Source organism: Pseudomonas sp. R25(2017), assembly GCF_002112565.1.
In the GTDB taxonomy this organism is placed as follows: Bacteria; Pseudomonadota; Gammaproteobacteria; order Pseudomonadales; family Pseudomonadaceae; genus Aquipseudomonas; species Aquipseudomonas ekonensis.
Window position 1 is genome coordinate 1 of sequence record NZ_NEHZ01000026.1, and the last position, 21,888, is coordinate 21,888.

Below are 21,888 nucleotides of genomic sequence, written 5' to 3' on the forward strand. Positions count from 1 at the left end.
GGCACACAGAATTTCTTGACGACCATAGAGCGTTGGAACCACCTGATCCCATCCCGAACTCAGAAGTGAAACGATGCATCGCCGATGGTAGTGTGGGGTTTCCCCATGTGAGAGTAGGTCATCGTCAAGATTAAATTCCGAAACCCCAACTGCGAAAGCGGTTGGGGTTTTGTTTTGCCCGCAGGAAAGTTCCTACGTCGAGTTTCCTGGTGGGGGGGCACTCGCAGGGGGCATGGCTGATGATTGCCGTGCAGAAGAGGGGTGTGGGGCTGTTCAGGATGGCCTCTTGCAAACGCAAGCGATTGTTTGCGCCCCAACTGCAATGGTGGCAGCACGTGGCTGTGATGACCGCAGAGAGAGGCTGTGCCGCGCCCTGGAGGCGCCCAGCGACGGGCATTGGTACGTTGCACTCCCCATGCCTTGCCTCGGCTTGATCGCCGCGCAGCGCGGACCTGGTCGAGCTGGCGCCGTGCAATTGATCATGCCGCAGTGGCGATGACGAGTTTCTTGCCATTGCTGATGGCGGGACATTGCTCGCCACTATCCGGAAACGGGCAGTGGCAGCGCCCAATGCATGGGCGCATGCCTGATCAGATTCGCGATCGGTGAGGGAAGGGGTGGGAGATAAACCCCAAAAACAAAAAAGCCCGCTGTTAGCGGGCTCTAGAGATGTTACGTAGACGTTGGTAGTCGTCTATGTGTTGCAGATGGTGCCCCGAGGGAGACTCGCATATTCCATGTTTCCTAGGCCTCTCAGGCCATTTTCAGTTCAAGGGATACAAGGAGGGATACACGCCGTCGTCTACTGGGCCGCCAGTTCAGATTAGGTACTGCTACGATGAAGCGGCAGGAGGCTACCAAAAAGGGAAAACCATGCGCACTGATTTTGAGGAAGATTTTCTTACTTTTGTCCTGGCGGAACTGAAGAAGCTCAACGTGACTCCCCCAAGTCGGGATCTAACGGCGTGTGCGCTCCTTCTCTTCAAACTTGAGCGGCGGTGCCCTATCGCAGTACCTCGGCAGACGGCGCTTGCCACCTCCTTTTCAGTTCCCTCTCATTTGCAGGCTGGTTTCGATGGGCTCTGTTCAGCCATACACCAAGGCGATTCCCTATTCCCGTATTTGAGCCGATCGACGTTTAGTGTGGATAAAAACGATAGTCTTCTAGACGATTGGGGAATTTTGCATTTTCACCTTGGTACTGAGCGGTTGCCTAACGGTCTGATCAAAAGCACCAAGGTAGTAGCGTTTGGGTTAGTGCGCCCCGACTGCGTTTACTTTCTAGATGCATACCCTCATGGCCTTGGGTACCCAGAGACTTGGGTGCGAGAGCACTTGATTCATACGATTGAAGCTAATTGGCCCCGTCTTCTGCCCCCGAGTATCAATACGGTGACCCCGGACGTTCTGACACCTGAGCAGCGGGCAACCTGCAGGAAGAAATCGGTAAACGTTACGGTAACGACACTGGCTGGCGCAGTGATTTACCCACCAGGTGGTGGCGTTATGAGTAATGGAACCGCCATGAGTGATTTTACCCAGTTGCAAAGGATTTACTCACAACTCGATTGGGCTCGACGAATGTGTGAGGTGAACGAGCAGCCGATACGAGATGCCCTGGGCCTCCTTGATGAAGAACTCCGCCTACACATTGGTTTTGTAGAAAGGCAGATGCATTTGTATGAAGCCAGCACGGGTACTCGCATTGAGTTCGAGGGACTCAACTAGCCCGCTATTTTAGAAACGTGTCCAGATCAAACCGGAAATGCGAGGGGGCCCCTGGGAGCTTCCTTCACATACGGGGTCGGAAACCCGCGGGGCTGTGGTAGCGGGAGATGCTCCAGCTTACTGAAATTTCAACGTTGAAATTGAAAGGATCTTTAAGAAAACAGGACATCGTTACCGTACCGGTAACGGTGGCCTTAGATCGATTGTTTCGTAGTGCAGATGCACAGGTGAACTGGCAGTTCACTAAGCTGGGAGTTCTCCCGCTAACAAGGTCCGGCGGGTTTCCGACCCCGTGTCTCGAATAAGACCTCAGGGGGCCCGGCACATTGCGGGAGATACACCTGACGTTCGCTGGTGGGATTGATGCTTACGGGGTGTGGGGGTATGTACCCCTCCAAAATGCGGTGTAACTGGTGTAACTGGTGTAACTGGTGTAACGATGGTTGATAAGTGGCTGTATTTATTCAATATTTTTGATGTTGCATCGGCTTCATACGCCAACCTTTAAGCGTGTAACTCTGCCATCTGGTGTAACGCTTCGGTGCTGAAAAAGGGACGGAGGAGGTCATGTCCATGCGCAGGAGACCAAGTCCTTCCCCATTCCCAGTCTGCCCAATAGATGCGATTAACGGGCTGTAATCATCAGTTTGGCCGCTGTGCCAGCAATCAGTCAGCAGTCGTAACGGGCCACTTTCGGCCACAAGTGGTCATCGCTCGTCTAAGAAACTAGGGCGACGCATATGACGTCGGCTGAAACCTAGCGTTAGGTATCCGCTAATATCCTAAGCCTCGCCCGTATGCTCTGACAGAGCACTTCGAAGCGCTGGAGTTGCTGCTCGTCATATAAAAAACTCCCCTGGCTGTGTGTCGGTGCCTCAATGATCGCGGTTACTGACTCATCAATTGCACTGACAATGGATTTACGCTCTATGGAGAGTTGATCTGTATTGAAGTGAATAAGTATATTTCTGTACTCATTCAGCCAGCTTATCACGTCCCGATTTATACCAGGCTCTTTACCAAATAGTCTGTCAAATAGCTCCATAAAGAAGTCGAGCTGAGGGTCAGGTAAATCCTCACTGTATTCATACGCCGCTAACCACTTCTTGAGGTGACTCGGCTTCCACGTATCAAAACCTGCACTGCCTCGAAGCGCAATGCAAACTGCTCCCTGCAGGGCAGAATGAGCAGCGATGAGCGACCACTTCCAACAGGTTGCAGTCATTGGCTCCCCTTGAATTTGAGCAAGAAGTTGCTCAAGGGATGTTTCCAGATCAATAAAACGGTCGAACCGAATAGAGACTTCCATATTCTACCAACCCTTCATATTGCCTAATGGGCGATTCCTACGACTGCCGTAGTCGCGTAATCGCATCTGTAATCGCTTTGGCATTCGTGTCCAAGGTTTCCATGGCGACCAGTGCGTTATCGGCAACACTCGCTACGCCATTTTCTGAAAGCCATCTAGTGACCTCTTCTATGGCCGCACCAAGGGCATGCTGGTTGTGCAGAAGCAATGTCAGAGCGTCTGCCGTGGCAATGTTGGAGTCTGAGTTATTTGGCATAAATTCGTCCTTGATCGAGGCGTCTAGAGAGACTAGTCCATTGCAGACGGATCATGCTCGGCCGAAAAATCGCGAAGCTGTATTCCCCGCACTAAAATATCGCCCTGATCCCATCTCAGTCCCATATGGCCTTTTTTCAGACGCCAAAAACCATAAAAACTACTTTCTCTAGGGGATTCAGTGGGTTGCGTTTACTGAATGTGGCGGTGAAGGAGAGATTCGAACTCCAAACCCCTAGCGACTATCAACATTCATCGCGACCCTGGCAACGGCAGCTTTCGGCCATTAGCGGGCGCTCACAAGCGACCGCTACCGGCCAAAAGCGGTCGATCCAATGTATCTAGAAAATCTTGGGCAATTCAATATTTTTCTTTTTCCGGCTCTCGACTGAACGAACCGCCTCACCCAATGAAGAAATAAACCATTTGTCTCACCCGACATCGTCCCAAACGGGTGCTTTGCCCTTGACGTAAGAGATCGCGTACGTTTGCTAAGGCGATGTAGATTGTGGCCACCACCAGATCACGGGCATTGTCGATTGCGGGCGCCAACTAATCACCGCCAAGGCCCCCCGCTGCCTATACGGCGTCGAAAGTATATGGACATCATACCCATACAGCAGATACATTCTGTTTTTTATGTCAAGGAAGAAACAATGATATCTGCAGTTGAAAACCATTCTGATACGCTTGAAGCAATCGCATCGTCCATCGCCTCCGGAAAAGCAATACTCTTCACAGGTGCCGGCTTCTCTGCAGATGCGACCAATATCAAAAACCTCCCCCCACCTCGTGCCACCGACCTCGCAAAAAAAATCTGTAACCTTGGCAATTTCGATGAGGATGAGGATCTAAGGTTTGCAGCAGATTATTATCTTGAACACCACAACAAGTCCTTGCTTATAGATTTACTTAGAGACACTTTCACCGTAAAACAAACTTCTCCGAGCCAGGATTTAATTATGTCGGCAAATTGGAGAAGGTATTACACGACAAATTACGATAACGTAATGGAATTAAGCGCTTTAAAATCAAGCAAGAGATTGGACTCAATCGATCTCACCGCGAGACCTGATCAGCATTCAAAGGCGAGCAATTTATGTATCCACATAAACGGATCTATAAACTCATTAACTGCCGACTCCATTGAGCAAGGCTTCAAGCTTTCTACATCATCCTACATTAGTTCTGACAATTTCTTGAATTCGCCCTGGTACTATCAGTTTAAGCGCGACCTAGAAATAAGTACTGCTATAGTTTTTATAGGGTATTCAATGTATGACATTGATATCCAGAAAATACTCTTTAATAATAAAGATCTGCGAGAAAAAACCTACTTCATAACCCAGCCCAACCCGTCAGCTAAAAACATTTTTACATTAAATAAATTTGGTCATGTTCTACCGATCGGAGCAGAGGGGTTTGCAGAATACATTGAAGCAACTGAGCTAAATAAATCTCAGGCGCCCAGTGAGCGCTCCTTAGTGTTTTTTGATACGTATACTACCGATGATGGTGAATACACAATACAAGACAAGGATGTAGAAAACTTAATATATCATGGCGAAATAAAGAAAAATGCCATCGACTACAATATCACTAGTGCTCCGCCAATTTCTGCAATTGTAAAAAGAAAAGAACTAGAAACGATCCTTAGGTTTCTTGAGGCAAAGCGCCACACTATAATCAGTAGCACTTTTGGCAACGGCAAATCAATATTATCTCGCGAGCTTATGCCATTTCTTCAGGTGCGTGGTTTTGATGTTTACTCAATCACTGATCATGACGCAGACTTCACCGACGATCTCGAAATAATTCGCGAATCAAATGGGCGATCGGTATTGGTGATTGATGACTACCACAATCACACAGAACTTCTTTGCTATATTGGCACACATAAGCCCGAAAATATTTTTGTAGTTGCAATGACTAGGCTGCATGCTCATGAACGACTCAGGCTAGAACTTCGCAACAGTGGCTTTACATATCAAGAACTCAGCGCAGACCATCTCTCAGCTGAAGAAGCCGAAGAATTTATTGATATTGTAGATAATATCGGAGGCTGGGGTGATAAGGCAGGGCTTACTCAAAGTCAAAAACGCGAGTTCTTATTTAATGATAATGATGCACAGATATCGCTTGCGCTCCTCAGTCTGTTCAACTCCCCACAAATAAAGCATCGAATTGACTCGCTTATGAGCTTCTGTTCGTCAACTGAAACGCAGCATTATAAAGATACCGTCTTCGCAATCTGCATAATTGAGATAATGGGACTGCCAACAACAAACAGTTTTATATCAGAAATAGCATTAAATGACGACATATATGAAGACAGTCTTAGGCAAAATGATAGCTTTAACCAGCTATTCAGAATTTCGCCGCGCGGCATAGCTTCGAAATCTAGTTTGTTCTGCCTTTCTCTAATTAAATATCATTTTTCCTCAACGTATATAACAACCCAGCTACTTAAGATTGTTAAGAAATATGGCGAGCGTGACGGGAAAGTTCGAGAAGAAACAGAGGTGTTTCGTTCCCTAGTGAAGTTTTCATTTATTGAGCGACTGCTTCCAGATACCAATAAGAAAACCGCAATAAAACGATATTATGAAAACTTGAAAACCAATGTCAGGTGGTTGAAGTCCGACCCGCATTTTTGGTTGCAATATGCCATGGCCCATATACCATCTAAAGAGTATTCCAAGGCTCAGCAGTATATGGATCAATCCTATGCGTTAGCCAAAAAGAAAGTAAACTACCATACAAACCATCATGACACCCAACAAGGCCGCCTATATTTACTCCAAGCACTTGAACCTGCCAATGCACTAATGGCACATGATCTCTTCTCTAAAGCCCATAGCCTATTCACAAAAATCGATAACGATATTTATAAGTTCAGGCAGGTTGACAAATACAAAGACTTTTACGACACATGTTACGAGGGGTTGGCAAAAAGATATAAATCGGACTTCGAGCACGCTTGCAAAAAAATGCTCAAGGACATAGCAAAACTAATAAAGACAGAAAGCAACTACAACGGCCCAACAGTAATTCGTGTAAAAGAAAAGCTAGAAGCCATTTTAGAGAGGATTGCATGCGGCCGGTCCGTGCTCCCGCCGCAGGTTAGTTAGCGCAAAAATTAAATATCCCCAAGTAGCCCCAAAAATTGAAAACGACGCCCCCCTCGGAAATTGCACAGAAGTAGTCCCCCGGGGGGGGCGCCAACGGATTAACTACCAAAAGCGGTCACCTAGCGGTCAAGGTTAAGGGCTTAGTGGATTTTCCTGGCTCTCGTACATATTCCCAATAACAGTTCATGGGAGACAGTCGCATGCTATGGAATTGAACAAGCTAGGCTGATCGGATGTGCTTAATTGTGATGGAAATTTAAATGGCAGATTCTGATAGTCAAGTACAATTGCTCGATAACGTTGTAGGCAGCCTGAAAGATATAAATCCTTGGATTACCACAGTAATTATATGCTTGTTGATTGTATGGGCTATAGCTCGTGCTCGATCCGCGCACTTTCTATACGATAGAGTTTGGAGGATGGTCGGTGGTGGGGGAATACAAAATCCCACACTGAAGGCATACTGGGATGATGTCCGCGATGTTGAGGGTTTCAGATTTCGAACAGGAATAAACTTTCCTTCAATGGAGGTTTTGCTGGCTACAGCGAAGTGGACAAAAGATCATAATATTAATATCAAAGATTTGTCTTTTGCACGAGGTTGGATTCGCGATTTGCCATGGGTTTTTGGAGCGCCACCAATAAGGATGATAAGGAGTGTAGTAATAGCTCTGTTGATTCCATTTGGCGTACTTGCAATCGGCGCCGCTTACATGCTGGGAAATGAAAGCGTACTTCTGACTATAAAAGAATCGAAAATGATTTTCTGGACGGACGGTTTGACGGCGGAAAATTATTTATTTGAAACGCATATTCCTGATTTTTCTGTAACTCAAAACAACTGTTCAACAACCCCTCTTGAAGGGTTGACTCAAGAAGATGTAAAGGTCATTTGCGAAACATTATCCCCAGACAACTTTAAAAAAATCAAAAAATCTTTGACTGAACAGAGGGTTATTGCTGGATATTTTTTAGCTGTGTTGACGTATATTTCATTCATTCTCCTACGAACTCTTGCTCAGGCGCAGATGGCGATAAAACTCCGTAAATATCCCATGCCGAATTTTGGAGCAAGCGAGCCACAAGATGGATTGACATCCAGCATTCAGCCCGTACTGACTGAGCCATCAACCTTCCAAAGGGAATCAACGGCTCCTTCTGGCTAACTGATAGGTGGTATGAAATCGGCGTAGGCCTCCAAGCTGATCGTCAGTTATTGACTGAAGGGAACCTGCCCTGAGCGTCCGCTTTTGGCCGAAAGCAGACGTACGTGAGCGGCAGCTAGTGGGCAGACGCGGTCGTTAAGAAAAAATCGTGGAGGGCAGAGAGGAGCAGCTCTTTTCTATCAGGTTGGAAGAGCCGAGCAATACTTCGCGGAAGGCTTCATCATTTATGAGAGCGCAAAGCGATGATCGAGAAGGCTGCAGCGAACTGCAGGAATGCAATCGAGGGCGTAGGGCAAGGCACCTAGCATTAGTCCAGATTTGTAGACCGGCGAGATATAATCATCTCTTCCAGGATCTCGCGGAGCAGGCGGTTAATTCCCGTTTCGCCGTGGTACCTGGAACGATCAATATTCGCGATCGTGAATTGTCGCTGGTCGGGGCCGATCACCTCGACAGACACGCTACGGTCGGCGTTTATCGAGCAGGTGATGGTGCATTATGGAAGGCGCCGAGACAACAAGTCGACTATTTCTCGTCTGCTCATTGTGTCCACAACGTTGATTCCTTTTGCTGATGATAGTGATAAGGGTGAGGTCGCAGGCGCGAAGGATGTGATCAGCAAAAGAAAAGGCCTCTGAGAGGCCTTTTATTCAAGCTGCGTTACTTCGTTACCCAGCTTTCAACTTCGTCGTCACCGTGCTTGGTTTTCCACTCCTTCAGTATCTTGTGATTGCCGCCTTTGGTTTCAACCACATCACCAGTGTGCGGGTTCTTGTAGACCTTCAGTTCACGAGGTTTACGCTTGCCAGGTGCCGCCGCCGGAGTTGAAGCGCGCTTCGTGCTCTCTGGATCCAGCAGGTTGATGATGTGCTTGAGGCTGAAGCCGTATTGGTCCAGCAGGGCGCGCAGCTTGGTCTCGAACTCAATCTCTTTTTTCAGCGCGCCGTCGCTCTTCATCGTCTCCAGTGCCTGCATCTGTTCAGCTAGGTGTTTTTCCAGTTGACGGTATTCGGCAAGTTTGGACATGTTTATTTCCTATGTTTGTTTGATGACAGTTAGAATGTTCGTGCGGCTCACAAGTTCAGCGCTATTCTGACAGTTTCAGATACTCTCGGATGTTGATCATCTCGACCTTGATCAAATTTACGGTAAGAGCCTCGACTTTCGTTTTTTTGCGGGGGATGTCCACGAATTCGAGCATTTCCTTTAAGGAGCCTAAGCGTGCTTTCAGTAGGTCTTTCCAGTTGGGAGTGTTTCTGAGGTCTATTTGAATGATCATTCTGTAGCGCCTGGGGAGGTTTAAACAGCCTACCTGCGTGGGCTGTTTCGATGGCTCAGCAAGTTAGAGCGAAAGAATGGCTTGCATGCTGTGCTGGCCGGATCGATCCGCCAGCTCCAGCTGTGGAAGTCTTCGCCTTCTTGTGGAAGCACCAGCTTCATTAGGCGGAGGTGTTCGCTCCCCAACATGCCTTGCACATTCCACAGCTTGCCGCCCAACTCCATCAGCGCTTGGGTTTGTTCGTTCCATTGTTCTTCCAACACCGTCCGGGCCAGCGACAAGGCAGTTCTCTGGATTGTTTGGTGCTCCCTTTGCGCCTCGTCGATGTGCTGGTCGACGATGACCAGTTCCTGCTCCAGCGCTGTGATGATCAGGTGTTGGCGACGATTGTGTTCGGTCGCCGTCGTGAGGTTTTTCGCGGCCTTCTGCGCGTCGGCGTTGGCGTTCTTTTCGCCCTCGGTGTCGCCCCAGGCCACGGCCTGCGCATAAGCGGTCGCGGCATCGGTTTCGGCCTGCCGGGCCTTGGTCATGTCCTCTTCCGCTTGCTGCTGGATCTGTGCCAGGCGGGTGCTGAGGCTATCGCGTTTTTCGTAGAGCGCTTGCTCGTCGGCTTTCCAGTTCGCCATCGACTCGGTGTAGCCCGCCATCAGGGTTTCATGATTGAGCAGTTGCTCGCGCCGGGTGATCCTTGCATCGAGCAGCCAGGCACGGTGCTTACTTGAGTCGTACGGAAGTTTCAGGCTGCTGTGCTCCTTGTGGATTTCGGTCAACCGGTCCGCCTCGATGACCTCGTCCCCTTCCAATAGCGCCTCCAAAGGCGCCATCTTGGCGTGGTGCTGTTCAGCTTCGCGCAGGTGTTGATCGCGTTGGGCGGTCAGTTGGTTGATCTCGTCAATCAACCGTTGCTTCTTGCCGCGATGACCAGGGGCGTGAAGTTTCTCGGAAACGGGTTGTGCAAGTCCGGTGGTCTCCCGGCTGTCCACTTCGCCGGCCAGCAGTTCGTGTTGTTCGGTAGAGGCGTGGAATTCGTTCATCTGTCTTGTTCCTTCGAAAATTGGGTATGGGTTGAATGAGCGGCTGGCGAGGCCGGGAATGAGCCGGCGCTACCTCGATCAGCGGACGTGCCTTCAGGCAGCCCGAGCCTCGCTCTCATCCGTTCCCGGAATCGTCTTCACGATGTAGCAGCGCTGGGGCCCCAGGCCGGGCAACCGGACTAGACTTGACGCCTTGCCGTCGCTGGCCGGCTCCAACACGCCACGCTGCAACAATTCCTTGTTCACCGCGTTGATGTTCATGCCCCGGAAGATCTCCGAGCGCCACGCCTCGGGCAGCACGTAGTAGGTGTTCGTGGTGTGCATGGTGTCGCCCATGCCGTGCTCCAGCGTCTTGCGAAAGCCGAGGCGGTCGATGGTGCGCGGACCGTGTTCGTCGATCTTGGCCGCCGCCGATTCCCAGCGGGTGAAGCGGCTTTCGCCGAAGCGCTCGATGACCTGGCGCAGCCGCGCCAAGATCGCATCGCCCTCGAAATTGCCGGCACCGCCGCGCTCGTTCAGCCAAGCGCTCAGGCACACCCGAGCCGCGGTGGTGGCCGTGCCGTCCGGCCAGCCCGTGATGCCCATGGCGGTGGCCAGCTCGCCGGCGGCGGCTGCGAGACCGAAGCGGGCAGCGGCACGGTGCGCCTGTCCGCTGGCAGATGCCGGGAGCGACTTGGCAATGAAGCCCTCCAAAGTGCGGCGCAGGATCGCTGCCCAGCCAAGACGCTTGCCGGGTTCGCACAGGGCGGTCAGGAACGCGGTGAGCGGGGTGCCGTAGTAGTTCGCCACTCGCGCCTTGAGTGCGTCGGACAAAGCGGCGGCGTCCTCAAAGCCGTTGAGCGTGTCGAACATGCCGAGGCCTTTGCTGGCATCGGCCGGGACGGCGAGCATGCGCACCTCCATACCCGCTTTCAGTTCCTTGTTTGCTTCGGCCATGTGCTGCGCCAAGGTCTTCTCGCCGGTGGACAGGAACAGCAGACGCCATTCCTGAACCTGCCGGCCGGCCTGGCCCCGGTCATTGGCGCGGGCTTTGCCGGTGCCGTTGCCGAGCATGTAGACCGTCTCTCCGATGATGCGGGCATCGCACATGCCGATTTCATCGAGCACAAGGAGCCCGTCGGAATGCGCGGCGGCGATCGACTCCAGCGCGTTGTCGGTCGAGCGCCACGAACGCACCAGACGCGGTCCGCCGTAGATCGAGGCGGCGACCTGCAGGTGAGTGGTCTTGCCGCCGGAGCTGTCGCCGTACAGGTGAAAACCGCCCGACTCGTGGCCGAGCATTTGCAGCAGTGGGCCGGCGAAGGCGACGCCGACGACAAACGCCAAGCGGTGGTTGCCGACACACAGTGCGCCGATCTGCTGTTGCCATTGCTCCAACGTGCCCGCTTCGCTGATCGGCGGAAGCTGCGCGCCGGCCTCGTAGAAGTGCAGGTGTTCGGCGTGCGCGCCGACCTGCTGCTCAGGCAGCAGAAAGGCGTTGTCGTGCCAGCCCAAGCGGGTGACCAAACGCGCACGCTGCGCACTGTCGAAGCCGCCCAGGTAGCTTTGCAGGTCGTTGCGTGCGTTGCGCCCCGAACGGCTGCCGGCGAGACGCAACCCCATGTCCACCAGCGGGCCGAGCACATCCTTGCCGAAGTCGCCGGTCATGGTGCGTGCCGGGATGTTCCAGCGCTTCTTGGTGCCGTCGGGGTCGTCGAACTCGACGAGCAAGCCCCAGTTGTGGCCCTTCTCGTCGCGGGTTCGCGCAAGTATCGCCAGCGGCGAACACACCGGGCGCGCCTCGCCGTCGTCGCCGGCATAAAACACACCTTCGGGCGTCAGGCGAAAGCCACCGGGCATCAGGTCGGTTTTCGATTTCGCCGGTCGTTTGGCCGGTGCTTTGGGTTTCGGTTCCGGCTCGGGTTCCACCAGGGCAACTATCGCCTTTTCTTCGATCATGCCGAACAGCTCACCGCTGCTTTCCAGCGCGGAGAAGTGGCCGGCGGTCCAGCCTTTGTCGAGCGCATCGGCCGCGTCGTCGCCGTCGTCCCATTGACCACCCTTGGCGAACGCGGCGCGGTCGTTCTTCAGCGTCGGTTTGCGTTTGAACACCTCCAGCGCGATGACCCGGACCGAGGCGGCGCCGATTTCCCGCAGCCTCTCGGCGACGGTGGCCATGCAGGCTTTGCCGCTGTCGTCGTTGTCCGGCCACAACAGTACGTCGCGTCCCTTGAGCGGCTTCAGGTCGGTCTTGTGCCAGGAGTTGGAGCCGTTCGGCCAGCAGGTGGCCACGTAGCCCGGCAGCAGCTCGGCGCCGGCATCGGCGGCTTTCTCGCCTTCGCACAGAACCACCGGTGCATCAGCGCGCTGCGCCAGCTCATCAAGGCGCAGCAGCGGACGCGGATCCGGCAGGCCCTGCCAGCGCCATTGCTGGCTTTGCCCATCGGCGTGCTGGCACCACGTCAGGGGCGCAAAGACCTTCTTCGGCTTGCCGTCCTCGTCGGGGCCGAGATCGAAGCGGTACAGCGCCATGAGGGGCTGACCCTGCGTATCGCGATAGACCCAGATCTTGGACGGGGCGCCGTGTTCACGGTGCTTGGCCGGGCACTTGTTCATGGCCTCGGTCGGTATCGGCTGGATGGGGTACCATGTCGGCGCCTTCGGTTTGCTCGGTGCGGCCTTTGTCTTGGCGGCGCCGGGCGCGACGTTCAGCCAGTCCGCCAGTTTGTGGCAGGCTTCAACGTCAGTGCCGCCGTCCAGATAGCGAACCAGGTCGATCAGGTCGCCGCCCTTGTCCCCGGTGGCGAAGTCGGCCCAGGTGCCCTTGCTCAAGCTGACCTTAAGCGATCCGGCGCGCTTGTCGCTGCGGGTCGGATTTGGGGCGGTGTATTCCTTGCCGCCGTCCACGCGCTTGCCGTTGGGTAGCCAGTGCGACAAGACACGTTCAATGTCTTTCAGCGCGGCGGCTTTCACGTCGGCGAAGCTCGGACGTTTCGCGGCGCTGCTCGGTCGCTGGCTCATGTGTCAGCCCTCGGCAGAAACAGCGCGTCGTTGATATCGTCGATCAATGCTTTGGCCATCTCGCCCAGGTACAGGGCGGGCCAACTGAAACGCTCGCCGTTGTCACTCATGGCTGCGTCGAAATTGAGCTGGTTCGCATGATGCTGCAGCAACGACACCATCTCCAGTGCGTCTTCGACCGGCACGCCGGCGTTTACGCGGAACAGCTTCAGGTCAGTGGCATTGACGCGGGAAAAGGTGGCGTGACCCAGCGTGGTGGAGGTGCTCATAGCGCACCGCCTTTCCGCACCGCAGGCGTCGAGGTGTTGTCACCGTGCATGGCCAGCGTCTTGATCAGGCCGAGGGTGCCGCGCACGTCCCAGAGGACGGCGGCAATGACGTAATTGGAAAGGCGCGAAGATTCGTTTTCGAAGTGATCCTCGAGGAGGGTCAGTACCGAGTCGGCGCGGTCAATGGCGCAGGTGATGGCGTCGATGGGCACACCGGCTTCGGCGGTCGGATTCACGCAGAGCAGGTCTTCGGGCAGGGCACAGCTCAGGGGGGTGTTCATTGGGCACCGCCTGCGGTTTCGAGCGCGCGGGCTTTGGCCATGTGAGCGTTGTAGCGGGAGAGGCGTGTAGCGAGGCTGGAGTTGGCGTTTAGAGCGGCGAGAGCCATTGCACGGTGTGCAGCGGCGCGGATTTTGGACGGATTGAGGGCAGACATTGGTGACACTCCAAGTTTGAGGATGGAGCTGCCACTGATCGTCGCCAAACGATTTAGGGTGGCAGCTGTGCGCAGGTTGGCGAACCGGGAACTTGGAACCCGGCAGACCCGAAGGTCTCCCACGCACAGCTGCCATAACACGAAACGGCGGGCACAAAAAAAGCGCCTGCTGTCGGATGGGGCGCCTGTGCGCCAAGTTTCTCGGGTCGCCAAACCCGGTCGCTGAATTTGCAGCGACGGCCAGAGAGTAGCGTTCGTTTTTCGAAAGTGCAACTGCGCTGATGACTTGCGGCTTTTTCAGGTGCGGCATAGATTGTTCGTGCATGTAGATTGACCTCAACGCCTCCGGATTGCCCCCGGAGGCGTTTTCGTTTCAGGCATGGGCTTCCCAGCGCAGGGATAGAAGGGGCAGAAATCCGCCGCTGAGCATGGAGCGGGCGTCTTCGTAGGCATCGCTTTGCTGGCCCTCGTCGACGACCACAGCCCCGATCCTTTCGCAGTGGAGGGAGAGGGCGCACCAGGTGCCGTCGGCCCAACTCAGCACGCTCACCACGCGACCTTGCTTGTCCTGCTGGCTGCGGTAGCGCTCAAGACGCTGCATGACGCGAGGCGAGAAACCGATCCGACGTAAGACGGAAAAGGGGTGCATCAAAGCGTTGCTAGCAGTCTTGTGGCTCATGCGGCCACCTGATCACGCGCCTCGATGCGGCTGCGCGCCCACGCCTGAACCTCGGAAAGGACCCAGGCGACAGGGGCGCCGCGTGCATTGCTGTTGCTCAGTTTGACGGGCTGCGGAAAACCACAGTCGGTGCGCTGCATCAGTTTGTAGATGGTCGAACGCTTCATTCCTACGATGCCTTCCACCTCTCGCATTCTGATCAAAGTCGAAGCGGCATCAAAAAGGGAGGGAGAACTGGTGGGCGTCGTGCGGGAAAAGTCGATAACAGAGGTGTTCATAGGTATTGCTCTCGATTGATTTGGACAACGGGAGCAATGGTCTAGAAATTGGTCGGCAGTTTGCTGTTCGCTTCCAATTGAAATTCCATTGAAATTTGAGTCACAGAACGAAATTGCGTTTGAGAATGGCCTCAACGCTTTTGCGAGTTAGCCCCTTTTCGATCTCCGGGGTGACCCATTTAGGACGCTGCGTGAGGGGCTTAGCCAATTCACGCTGCAGCCAGGTATACACGGCAGTCGTAACGTTACTTTGCCGCATGCCCTTCTCTAAATAGTGGTCAGCTTGCTTAATGATTGCAGTGTCTCGGTCGTTGACGTCGTGGCTTCGCGCTGTGCCACTGATGATGCCGGCTTTGCTGCGGATGGCTGACCTTATCGCTCGGTTAGCGAGAGTCGTTAGTTCGTCATCGATCAAACAGGGCAGGGACACGATCGGCTCTAATCTGAAGACATATTCGTCAAGCGCCGTAGTTCTTTCATTCATATCGATCTGTGACTCAACAAACCGGCAGTAGAGATCCCATGGCCAGTCGGTTGGTATTTCCTTGATATGCCGCCAAACAGCATCATCAGCGGCACGCATCCAGTTGCTAAGAGCTTCAAGCGCTTTGACGGCACAGGCCATGATGTAGGCAGCGTGCGCCTCGCGATCAGTGGCTGAGTAGCAGGCGCTGTATTGGCGAACCCAATGAGCAAGACGCGCTCTATTGTCAGTTGAGGCATATTGGAAAATGAGCTCTTCGTGCATCGTTGTCTTGATGCACATGCTGCTGAGATCGACATCGATGCCATCGGCTTGAATACGTTTGCAGCACTGATCGATCAAATAACACACATTCGCGAGCTGTTTACGGCAAAGATCGTAGAGCGGTTGCGCTGAGAGATGATTGATAAGGCTGGCTGTAAACGCTGAATGGGTGGCAGGGTACTTATCATTCATCGTCATGCGTCCCTGGCAGCGCGTAGAATTCTATCCCATGCCCTGCGAGGCGAAGGCGTAGCCAGCGGGATTTGCGTTATCGCCAAGAGTGATGAGTGTCGGCCCGCAGCAGGCGAGGGGCTTGTTCTGGCGTTACACAAATTGCGTGCGATACATCGAGTGTACGAAAGGACATGCAGCAGTGTAACAGGTGTGAAAGTCAATGAATTCGGGCCGTTGGTGCGCGCCGTTACACGCGTAACACTCGTAACATGGATTTTGAACGGGGTATGTGTAGGTGCGTTCATACCGCTTTACCCAATTGTCCCTTGATCATCTGCACGCTTGCCAACGCATCAAGGTGATCTGCGTACCACTGCATCATCTTCACCCTGTGCTCAAAGTATTGAGCCTTGTTATATACCCCGGAAATTCCCTCTTCTTTGTGAGCGAGCTGCGCTTCGACATGCTCTTTCGGCCAGCCGTGTTCCCTGAGCAAAGTGCTGGCCGTATGACGAGTACCATGACCAACCAAGCGACCTTTGTAGCCAACAGTCGCGAAGACTTTGTTGATTGTGTTTTCGCTAATCGTCGGATTTTTAGTGCCCACCCCGGGGAACAGCCAGCGACTACGACCTGTGAGGCAGTGAAGCTCTCTGAGGGCGGAGAGCGCTTGCTTAGGGAGTGGACACACAAAGTCCCTGCGCATCTTCATCTTGGCGGCAGGCGTCGTCCAAGTTGCTCTATCAAGGTCGAACTCTTTCCACTCAGCTAACCGAACCATGCCAGGTCTAGATGCGGTCCAGATGCAGAGCCATGCCGCAGTTCGGGCCGTCAGCCTGCTGGGGGTGTTTCTGAGTGCTTGGAGGAACTCTGCCAACTCAGGCTCCAGCAAATGCGGATGCTGCTGAGCTTTCGGGGCTTGAGCTGCAATGTCTCGCAGGCGGCTACCTGGATCGTTTTCCGTTAGGCCTAGACCGATGGCTCGCCCGAATATCTGATTGATCCACGTGCGGCACTTTTCCGCCACATTGTGTGCGTCCCGGGCTTCAAGAGATGCTTGGAGCTCCGCACAGTCAGTACGAGTGATTTCGTCAAGGGGCTTATCTCCCAGCGCCGGGAGTATGTCTTTGTCGAGGTAGGTGCGGATTTTGTTAAGTGTGGACGGGGCGAGGCCCTTTTCTTCTTTGGCCTTGAGCCAAGCTTCAGCAGCAGCTCGGAAGGTCCGAGTCCTTGCAGCATCAATGGCAGCTTTGGCAGAGCGTTTCTGTTCGAGAGGATCGGCCCCGCTGCTAACTACCTTGCGCAGTTCCGCAGCTTTGTCTCGTGCCAACGCACCACTTACTTCAGGGTAACCCCCGAGCCCCATCCAAGCCCAATTGCCCGCCGGACGTTTGTAGCGAAGCTGCCAGGATTTACCACCATCAGGCTTAACCCTGAAGTAGAGACCATTTCCGTCCAGTTCCCGGTATTCCTTTGATTCCGGCTCCAGTCCCGCAAGCGTCGTGTCAGCGAGAGGGCGGCGCTTGATGTCTGCGCGCTTCATCCTTGTATCCCAAAGTTCGGTATTTTTCTCAGGATACAAGTAGGGATACAGGGATACAACGGATAAGGGGAGACAGGGGTAGGCAGAGAGGCACAAAAAAACCGGCTAAGTGGCCGGTTTCTCTGGGTCTGAGAGGCTAGTAGAGACTCTCAGATACTGCTATGTGGTGCCCCGAGGGAGACTCGAACTCCCACTCCTTTCGAAAACGGATTTTGAATCCGCCGCGTCTACCAATTCCGCCATCAGGGCTTAATGGCGGCGAAGTATAGAGAGGCGTCTACCGTTGGTCAATCACGTTTCATGGTCAATTTTTGATATTTCCGCTAGACTTTCCGGCCCTGCCAGACGAACCCCATCATGCGTGTTGCTGACTTTACCTTCGAGCTTCCTGATTCGCTGATCGCCCGCCATCCGTTGGCCGAGCGACGCGGTAGCCGGCTGTTGACCCTGGACGGGGTCAGCGGTGCCCTGGCACACCGTCAATTCACTGATTTGCTTGAGCATTTGCGCCCTGGCGATCTGATGGTGTTCAACAATACCCGGGTGATTCCGGCGCGGTTGTTCGGGCAGAAGGCGTCCGGCGGCAAGCTGGAGATCCTCATCGAACGGGTGCTCGACACGCACCGCGTGCTGGCCCATGTGCGCTCCAGCAAGTCGCCCAAGCCGGGTTCGAAGATCCTCATCGATGGCGGCGGCGAGGCCGAGATGCTGGCCCGTCACGACGCGCTGTTCGAGCTGGGGTTCGCCGAAGAGGTGCTGCCGCTGCTCGACCGCGTCGGGCACATGCCGTTGCCTCCTTATATTGACCGTCCTGACGAAGGCGCCGACCGCGAGCGTTACCAGACCGTGTACGCCGAGCGCCTCGGCGCGGTGGCGGCACCGACCGCCGGCCTGCATTTCGACCAGACCCTGATGGAGGCGATCGCCGCCAAGGGCGTCGAGACCGCGTTCGTCACGCTGCACGTCGGCGCGGGCACGTTCCAGCCGGTGCGGGTCGAGAAGATCGAAGACCATCACATGCACAGCGAATGGCTGGAAGTCGGCCAGGACGTGGTCGATGCCGTCGCCGCCTGCCGTGCGCGGGGTGGGCGGGTGATCGCGGTGGGCACCACCAGCGTGCGTTCGCTGGAGAGCGCCGCCCGCGACGGCGTGCTCAAGCCGTTCAGCGGCGACACCGACATCTTCATCTACCCGGGCCGGCCGTTCCATGTGGTCGACGCCTTGGTCACCAACTTCCATTTGCCCGAATCCACGCTGTTGATGCTGGTTTCGGCGTTCGCCGGTTATCCGGAGACCATGGCGGCCTACAAGGCTGCGGTCGACAACGGTTACCGCTTTTTCAGCTACGGTGATGCGATGTTCATCACCCGCAACCCCGCTCCACGCGGCCCAGAGGAAACAGTATGAGTCGCACCTGTCGCATGTCGTTCGAGTTGCTCGCCACCGACGGCAAGGCCCGCCGTGGCCGCCTGACCTTCCCGCGCGGCACCGTCGAGACCCCGGCGTTCATGCCGGTGGGCACCTACGGCACCGTCAAGGGCATGTTGCCGCGGGACATCGAGGCGATCGGCGCAGAGATCATCCTGGGCAACACCTTCCACCTGTGGCTGCGTCCGGGCATGGAAGTGATCAAGAAGCACGGCGACCTGCATGACTTCATGCAGTGGAAAGGCCCGATCCTGACCGACTCCGGCGGCTTCCAGGTGTTCAGCCTCGGCGCCATGCGCAAGATCAAGGAGGAGGGCGTGACCTTCGCCTCTCCGGTCGACGGCGCCAAAGTGTTCATGGGGCCGGAAGAATCGATGCAGGTCCAGCGCGACCTGGGCTCCGACATCGTGATGATCTTCGACGAATGCACCCCGTACCCGGCCGACGAAGACGTCGCGCGGGTGTCCATGGAGCTGTCCCTGCGCTGGGCCCAGCGTTCGAAGAACGCCCACGGCGACAACACGGCGGCGCTGTTCGGCATCGTCCAGGGCGGCATGCACCAGGATCTGCGCATGCGCTCGCTCGAAGGCCTGGACAAGATCGGCTTCGACGGCCTGGCCATCGGCGGCCTGTCGGTGGGCGAGCCCAAGCACGAAATGATCAAGGTGCTGGACTACCTGCCTGGCCAGATGCCTGCTGACAAACCTCGTTACCTTATGGGCGTTGGCAAACCGGAAGATCTGGTTGAGGGTGTGCGCCGCGGGGTGGACATGTTCGATTGCGTGATGCCGACCCGCAATGCCCGCAACGGGCATCTGTTCATCGACACCGGTGTGCTGAAGATCCGTAACGCGTTCCATCGCCATGATGATTCGCCGCTGGATCCGACCTGCGATTGCTACACCTGCCGGAACTTCTCCCGCGCTTATCTGCACCACTTGGACAAATGCGGCGAAATGCTCGGCAGCATGCTCAATACCATCCACAATTTGCGCCATTATCAGGTGCTGATGGCTGGTTTGCGCGAGGCTATTCAACAGGGTACATTGGCCGCCTTCGTCGAGGCCTTCTATGCCAAGCGCGGGCTTCCCGTACCGCCTTTGGACTGAGTTTCCTGACCCCAAGATTCAACATTTTTGCAACTGGAGTGCTAAATGAGCTTTTTTATCTCTAACGCCATGGCCGACGCGGCTGCACCGGCTGCGGCGCCTGTCGGCGGCGGCTTCGAGTGGATTTTCCTGGTCGGTTTCCTGGTCATCTTCTACCTGATGATCTGGCGTCCGCAGGCCAAACGCGCCAAAGAGCAGAAAAACCTGCTGAGCAGCCTGCAGAAGGGCGACGAAGTGGTCACCACCGGCGGCATCGCCGGCAAGATCACCAAAGTGGCCGATGACTTCGTGGTGCTGGAAGTGTCCGACACCGTGGAAATGAAGTTCCAGAAGGGCGCGATCGCCGCCACGCTGCCAAAAGGCACGCTCAAGGCGATCTAAAGTTTCAACTTCCACTCAATCGACGGGGCGCGCAAGGCGCCCCGCGTCATAGCGGGCGGCGTGATGCTGAACAAATATCCTCTGTGGAAATACATTCTGATCCTGGCGGTGCTGGCGATCGGTCTGATTTATTCCGCTCCCAATCTGTACCCCGATGACCCGGCCATCCAGATCAGCGGCGCCAGCACGGCCCTGCAGGTCAACCAGGCCGACCTGGACCGTGCGGGTACTGCGCTCAAGGAATCCGGGATCGCCGTCAAGGCCGCGAGCCTGTCTGCCAACGGCAAGGGCGGCCTGATCCGCCTGACCAAGGCTGAAGACCAGCTGCCGGCCAAGGACGTGGTGCGCAAGGCATTGGGTGACGACTACGTCGTCGCGCTGAACCTGGCCCAGACCACGCCGCAGTGGCTGCGCAACCTGGCCGCGCACCCGATGAAGCTGGGTCTCGACCTGTCCGGCGGTGTGCACTTCCTGCTGGAAGTGGACATGGACAAGGCCATCGACGCTCGCCTGAAAATCTACGAAGGCGAAGTCAAGAGCCTGCTGCGCAAAGAGAAGCTGCGCTACCGCAGCCTGCCGCAACTGGGTGGCGCCATCCAGCTGGGCTTCAGCGACGATGCGTCCCGCGAACAGGCCCGTGCGCTGATCCGCAAGAGCTTCAACGATTTCGACATTGTTCCGGCCGACCTCAACGGCCAGCCGGTGCTGCGTCTGGCGATGACCCCGGCCAAGCTGGTGGAAATCCGCGAATACTCCATCAAGCAGAACCTGACCACGGTGCGTAACCGCGTCAACGAGCTGGGTGTCGCCGAACCGATCGTCCAGCGCCAGGGCGCCAACCGTATCGTGGTTGAGCTGCCGGGCGTGCAGGACACCGCCGAAGCCAAGCGGATCCTGGGCAAGACGGCCAACCTTGAGTTCCGCCTGGCCGCCGAGCCGGGTGCCTCCAAGGCCACCTCCGAGACCTTCGAGTTCCGCGAGGGCAAGCGTCCTCCGGCGCAGATCGAGCGCAGCCTGATCATCACCGGTGACCAGGTGACCGACGCCAAGGCCGGTTTCGGCGAGCACGGCACCCCTGAAGTGAACATCCGCCTGGACGGTCACGGCGGCGAGCTGATGAGCCGTGCGACCCGCAGCAACGTCGGTCGCAGCATGGCGGTGATCTTCATCGAGCAGCGTCCGGTCACCACCTACACCAAGCAGGTGGTCGACGGCGTCGAGAAAGACGTGGCGGTGCAGTCGTTCAAGGAAGAGAAGAAGATCATCAGCCTGGCGACCATCCAGTCGCCGCTGGGTGCGCAGTTCCGCATCACCGGCCTGAACGGCCAGGGCGAGTCCTCCGAACTGGCGCTGCTGCTGCGCGCCGGCGGCCTGGCGGCGCCGATGTACTTTGCCGAAGAACGCACCATCGGCCCGAGCCTGGGTGCGGACAACATCACCAAAGGCATCGACGCTTCGCTGTGGGGCATGCTGTTCGTCTCGCTGTTCATCATCGCCATCTACCGCTTCTTCGGTCTGATCGCCACGGTCGCGCTGGCCGTGAACATGGTGATGCTGCTGGCGCTGATGTCGCTGCTGGGCGCGACGCTGACCCTGCCGGGCATCGCCGGCATCGTGTTGACCATGGGCATGGCGGTCGACGCGAACGTGCTGATCTTCTCGCGGATCCGCGAAGAGATCGCCGCCGGCATGACCGTGCAGCGCGCCATCAACGAAGGCTTCGGCCGGGCGTTCACCGCGATCCTCGACGCCAACCTGACCACCCTGCTGGTCGGCGGCATCCTCTTCGCCATGGGCACCGGCCCGGTGAAGGGCTTCGCGGTGACCATGTCCCTCGGGATCTTTACCTCGATGTTCACGGCCATCATGGTGACCCGCGCGATGGTCAACCTGATCTTCGGCGGTCGTGACTTCAAGAAGTTGTGGATTTAAGGGGCTGCC

At 55.6% G+C, this 21,888-nt stretch carries 18 protein-coding genes, 1 tRNA gene and 1 rRNA gene; 8 read left to right on the forward strand and 12 right to left on the reverse strand.

Going from position 1 to position 21,888, the window contains the following annotated elements:
* Positions 1–14: 14 nt before the first annotated feature.
* Both rrf and CAG31_RS28320 read left to right on the forward strand, forming a co-directional pair.
* Positions 15–130 (forward strand): 5S ribosomal RNA (gene rrf, locus CAG31_RS26025).
* 743 nt (positions 131–873) lie between these two features.
* A complete protein-coding gene (locus tag CAG31_RS28320; RefSeq protein WP_139831403.1) occupies positions 874–1,728 on the forward strand; it encodes a hypothetical protein in 855 nt (284 codons plus the stop codon).
* A gap of 763 nt (positions 1,729–2,491) precedes the next feature.
* Here CAG31_RS28320 and CAG31_RS26035 read toward each other — a convergent pair.
* On the reverse strand, positions 2,492–3,037 hold the full coding sequence (locus CAG31_RS26035; protein ID WP_085586618.1) for a hypothetical protein: 546 nt from the start codon (positions 3,035–3,037) through the stop codon (positions 2,492–2,494).
* A gap of 37 nt (positions 3,038–3,074) precedes the next feature.
* Positions 3,075–3,293 carry a hypothetical protein gene (locus CAG31_RS28790; protein ID WP_085586619.1) on the reverse strand — a complete coding sequence of 73 codons (219 nt, stop codon included), beginning with the start codon at positions 3,291–3,293 and terminating at the stop codon, positions 3,075–3,077.
* A 655-nt stretch (positions 3,294–3,948) separates the two neighbouring features.
* Between CAG31_RS28790 and CAG31_RS26045 the strand changes: the two genes are divergently transcribed.
* Positions 3,949–6,423, forward strand: coding sequence for an SIR2 family protein (locus tag CAG31_RS26045; RefSeq protein WP_176243885.1), 2,475 nt, complete (start codon positions 3,949–3,951; stop codon positions 6,421–6,423).
* 260 nt (positions 6,424–6,683) lie between these two features.
* Positions 6,684–7,589: a DUF6216 family protein gene (locus tag CAG31_RS28325; protein WP_139831404.1), complete on the forward strand. Its 906-nt coding sequence runs from the start codon at positions 6,684–6,686 to the stop codon at positions 7,587–7,589.
* A gap of 660 nt (positions 7,590–8,249) precedes the next feature.
* On the opposite strand, the gene CAG31_RS26055 is transcribed toward CAG31_RS28325, so the two are convergent.
* The 10 genes from CAG31_RS26055 to CAG31_RS26105 all read right to left on the reverse strand — a co-directional run bounded on the left by CAG31_RS26055 (position 8,250) and on the right by CAG31_RS26105 (position 17,278).
* Positions 8,250–8,615 carry a histone-like nucleoid-structuring protein, MvaT/MvaU family gene (locus CAG31_RS26055; protein WP_085586621.1) on the reverse strand — a complete coding sequence of 122 codons (366 nt, stop codon included), beginning with the start codon at positions 8,613–8,615 and terminating at the stop codon, positions 8,250–8,252.
* Positions 8,616–8,897: 282 nt separating this feature from the next.
* Positions 8,898–9,764: a chromosome segregation protein SMC gene (locus CAG31_RS26065; RefSeq protein ID WP_371856131.1), complete on the reverse strand. Its 867-nt coding sequence runs from the start codon at positions 9,762–9,764 to the stop codon at positions 8,898–8,900.
* A 231-nt stretch (positions 9,765–9,995) separates the two neighbouring features.
* Entirely contained in the window at positions 9,996–12,902 is a 2,907-nt protein-coding gene (locus CAG31_RS26070) for a DUF927 domain-containing protein (RefSeq protein ID WP_085586623.1), read from the reverse strand.
* Positions 12,899–13,171: a DUF3077 domain-containing protein gene (locus CAG31_RS26075; protein WP_085586624.1), complete on the reverse strand. Its 273-nt coding sequence runs from the start codon at positions 13,169–13,171 to the stop codon at positions 12,899–12,901. The genes CAG31_RS26070 and CAG31_RS26075 overlap by 4 nt, the downstream gene beginning before the upstream one ends.
* Positions 13,168–13,452, reverse strand: coding sequence for a hypothetical protein (locus CAG31_RS26080; protein ID WP_085586625.1), 285 nt, complete (start codon positions 13,450–13,452; stop codon positions 13,168–13,170). The genes CAG31_RS26075 and CAG31_RS26080 overlap by 4 nt, the downstream gene beginning before the upstream one ends.
* Positions 13,453–13,980: 528 nt before the next feature.
* Complete coding sequence (locus tag CAG31_RS26085; protein WP_085586626.1) at positions 13,981–14,286, reverse strand: hypothetical protein; 306 nt, start codon at positions 14,284–14,286, stop codon at positions 13,981–13,983.
* On the reverse strand, positions 14,283–14,564 hold the full coding sequence (locus CAG31_RS26090) for an AlpA family transcriptional regulator (RefSeq protein WP_085586627.1): 282 nt from the start codon (positions 14,562–14,564) through the stop codon (positions 14,283–14,285). Before CAG31_RS26090 ends, CAG31_RS26085 begins: the two co-directional genes overlap by 4 nt.
* Positions 14,565–14,664: 100 nt before the next feature.
* A complete protein-coding gene (locus tag CAG31_RS28530) occupies positions 14,665–15,504 on the reverse strand; it encodes a hypothetical protein (RefSeq protein WP_085586668.1) in 840 nt (279 codons plus the stop codon).
* Positions 15,505–15,787: 283 nt separating this feature from the next.
* Entirely contained in the window at positions 15,788–17,029 is a 1,242-nt protein-coding gene (locus tag CAG31_RS26100; RefSeq protein ID WP_085586628.1) for a tyrosine-type recombinase/integrase, read from the reverse strand.
* A 164-nt stretch (positions 17,030–17,193) separates the two neighbouring features.
* Positions 17,194–17,278 (reverse strand) — tRNA-Leu (locus tag CAG31_RS26105).
* A gap of 108 nt (positions 17,279–17,386) precedes the next feature.
* Here CAG31_RS26105 and queA point away from each other — a divergent pair.
* The 4 genes from queA (at position 17,387) to secD (ending at position 21,879) form a co-directional block, all read left to right on the forward strand.
* On the forward strand, positions 17,387–18,436 hold the full coding sequence (gene queA / locus CAG31_RS26110; RefSeq protein ID WP_085586629.1) for a tRNA preQ1(34) S-adenosylmethionine ribosyltransferase-isomerase QueA: 1,050 nt from the start codon (positions 17,387–17,389) through the stop codon (positions 18,434–18,436).
* A 14-nt stretch (positions 18,437–18,450) separates the two neighbouring features.
* Positions 18,451–19,566: a tRNA guanosine(34) transglycosylase Tgt gene (gene tgt, locus CAG31_RS26115; RefSeq protein WP_170930080.1), complete on the forward strand. Its 1,116-nt coding sequence runs from the start codon at positions 18,451–18,453 to the stop codon at positions 19,564–19,566.
* 45 nt (positions 19,567–19,611) lie between these two features.
* Positions 19,612–19,947, forward strand: coding sequence for a preprotein translocase subunit YajC (yajC, locus tag CAG31_RS26120; protein WP_085586631.1), 336 nt, complete (start codon positions 19,612–19,614; stop codon positions 19,945–19,947).
* Between the two features lie 63 nt (positions 19,948–20,010).
* Entirely contained in the window at positions 20,011–21,879 is a 1,869-nt protein-coding gene (gene secD, locus CAG31_RS26125; RefSeq protein ID WP_085586632.1) for a protein translocase subunit SecD, read from the forward strand.
* Positions 21,880–21,888 lie beyond the last annotated feature (9 nt).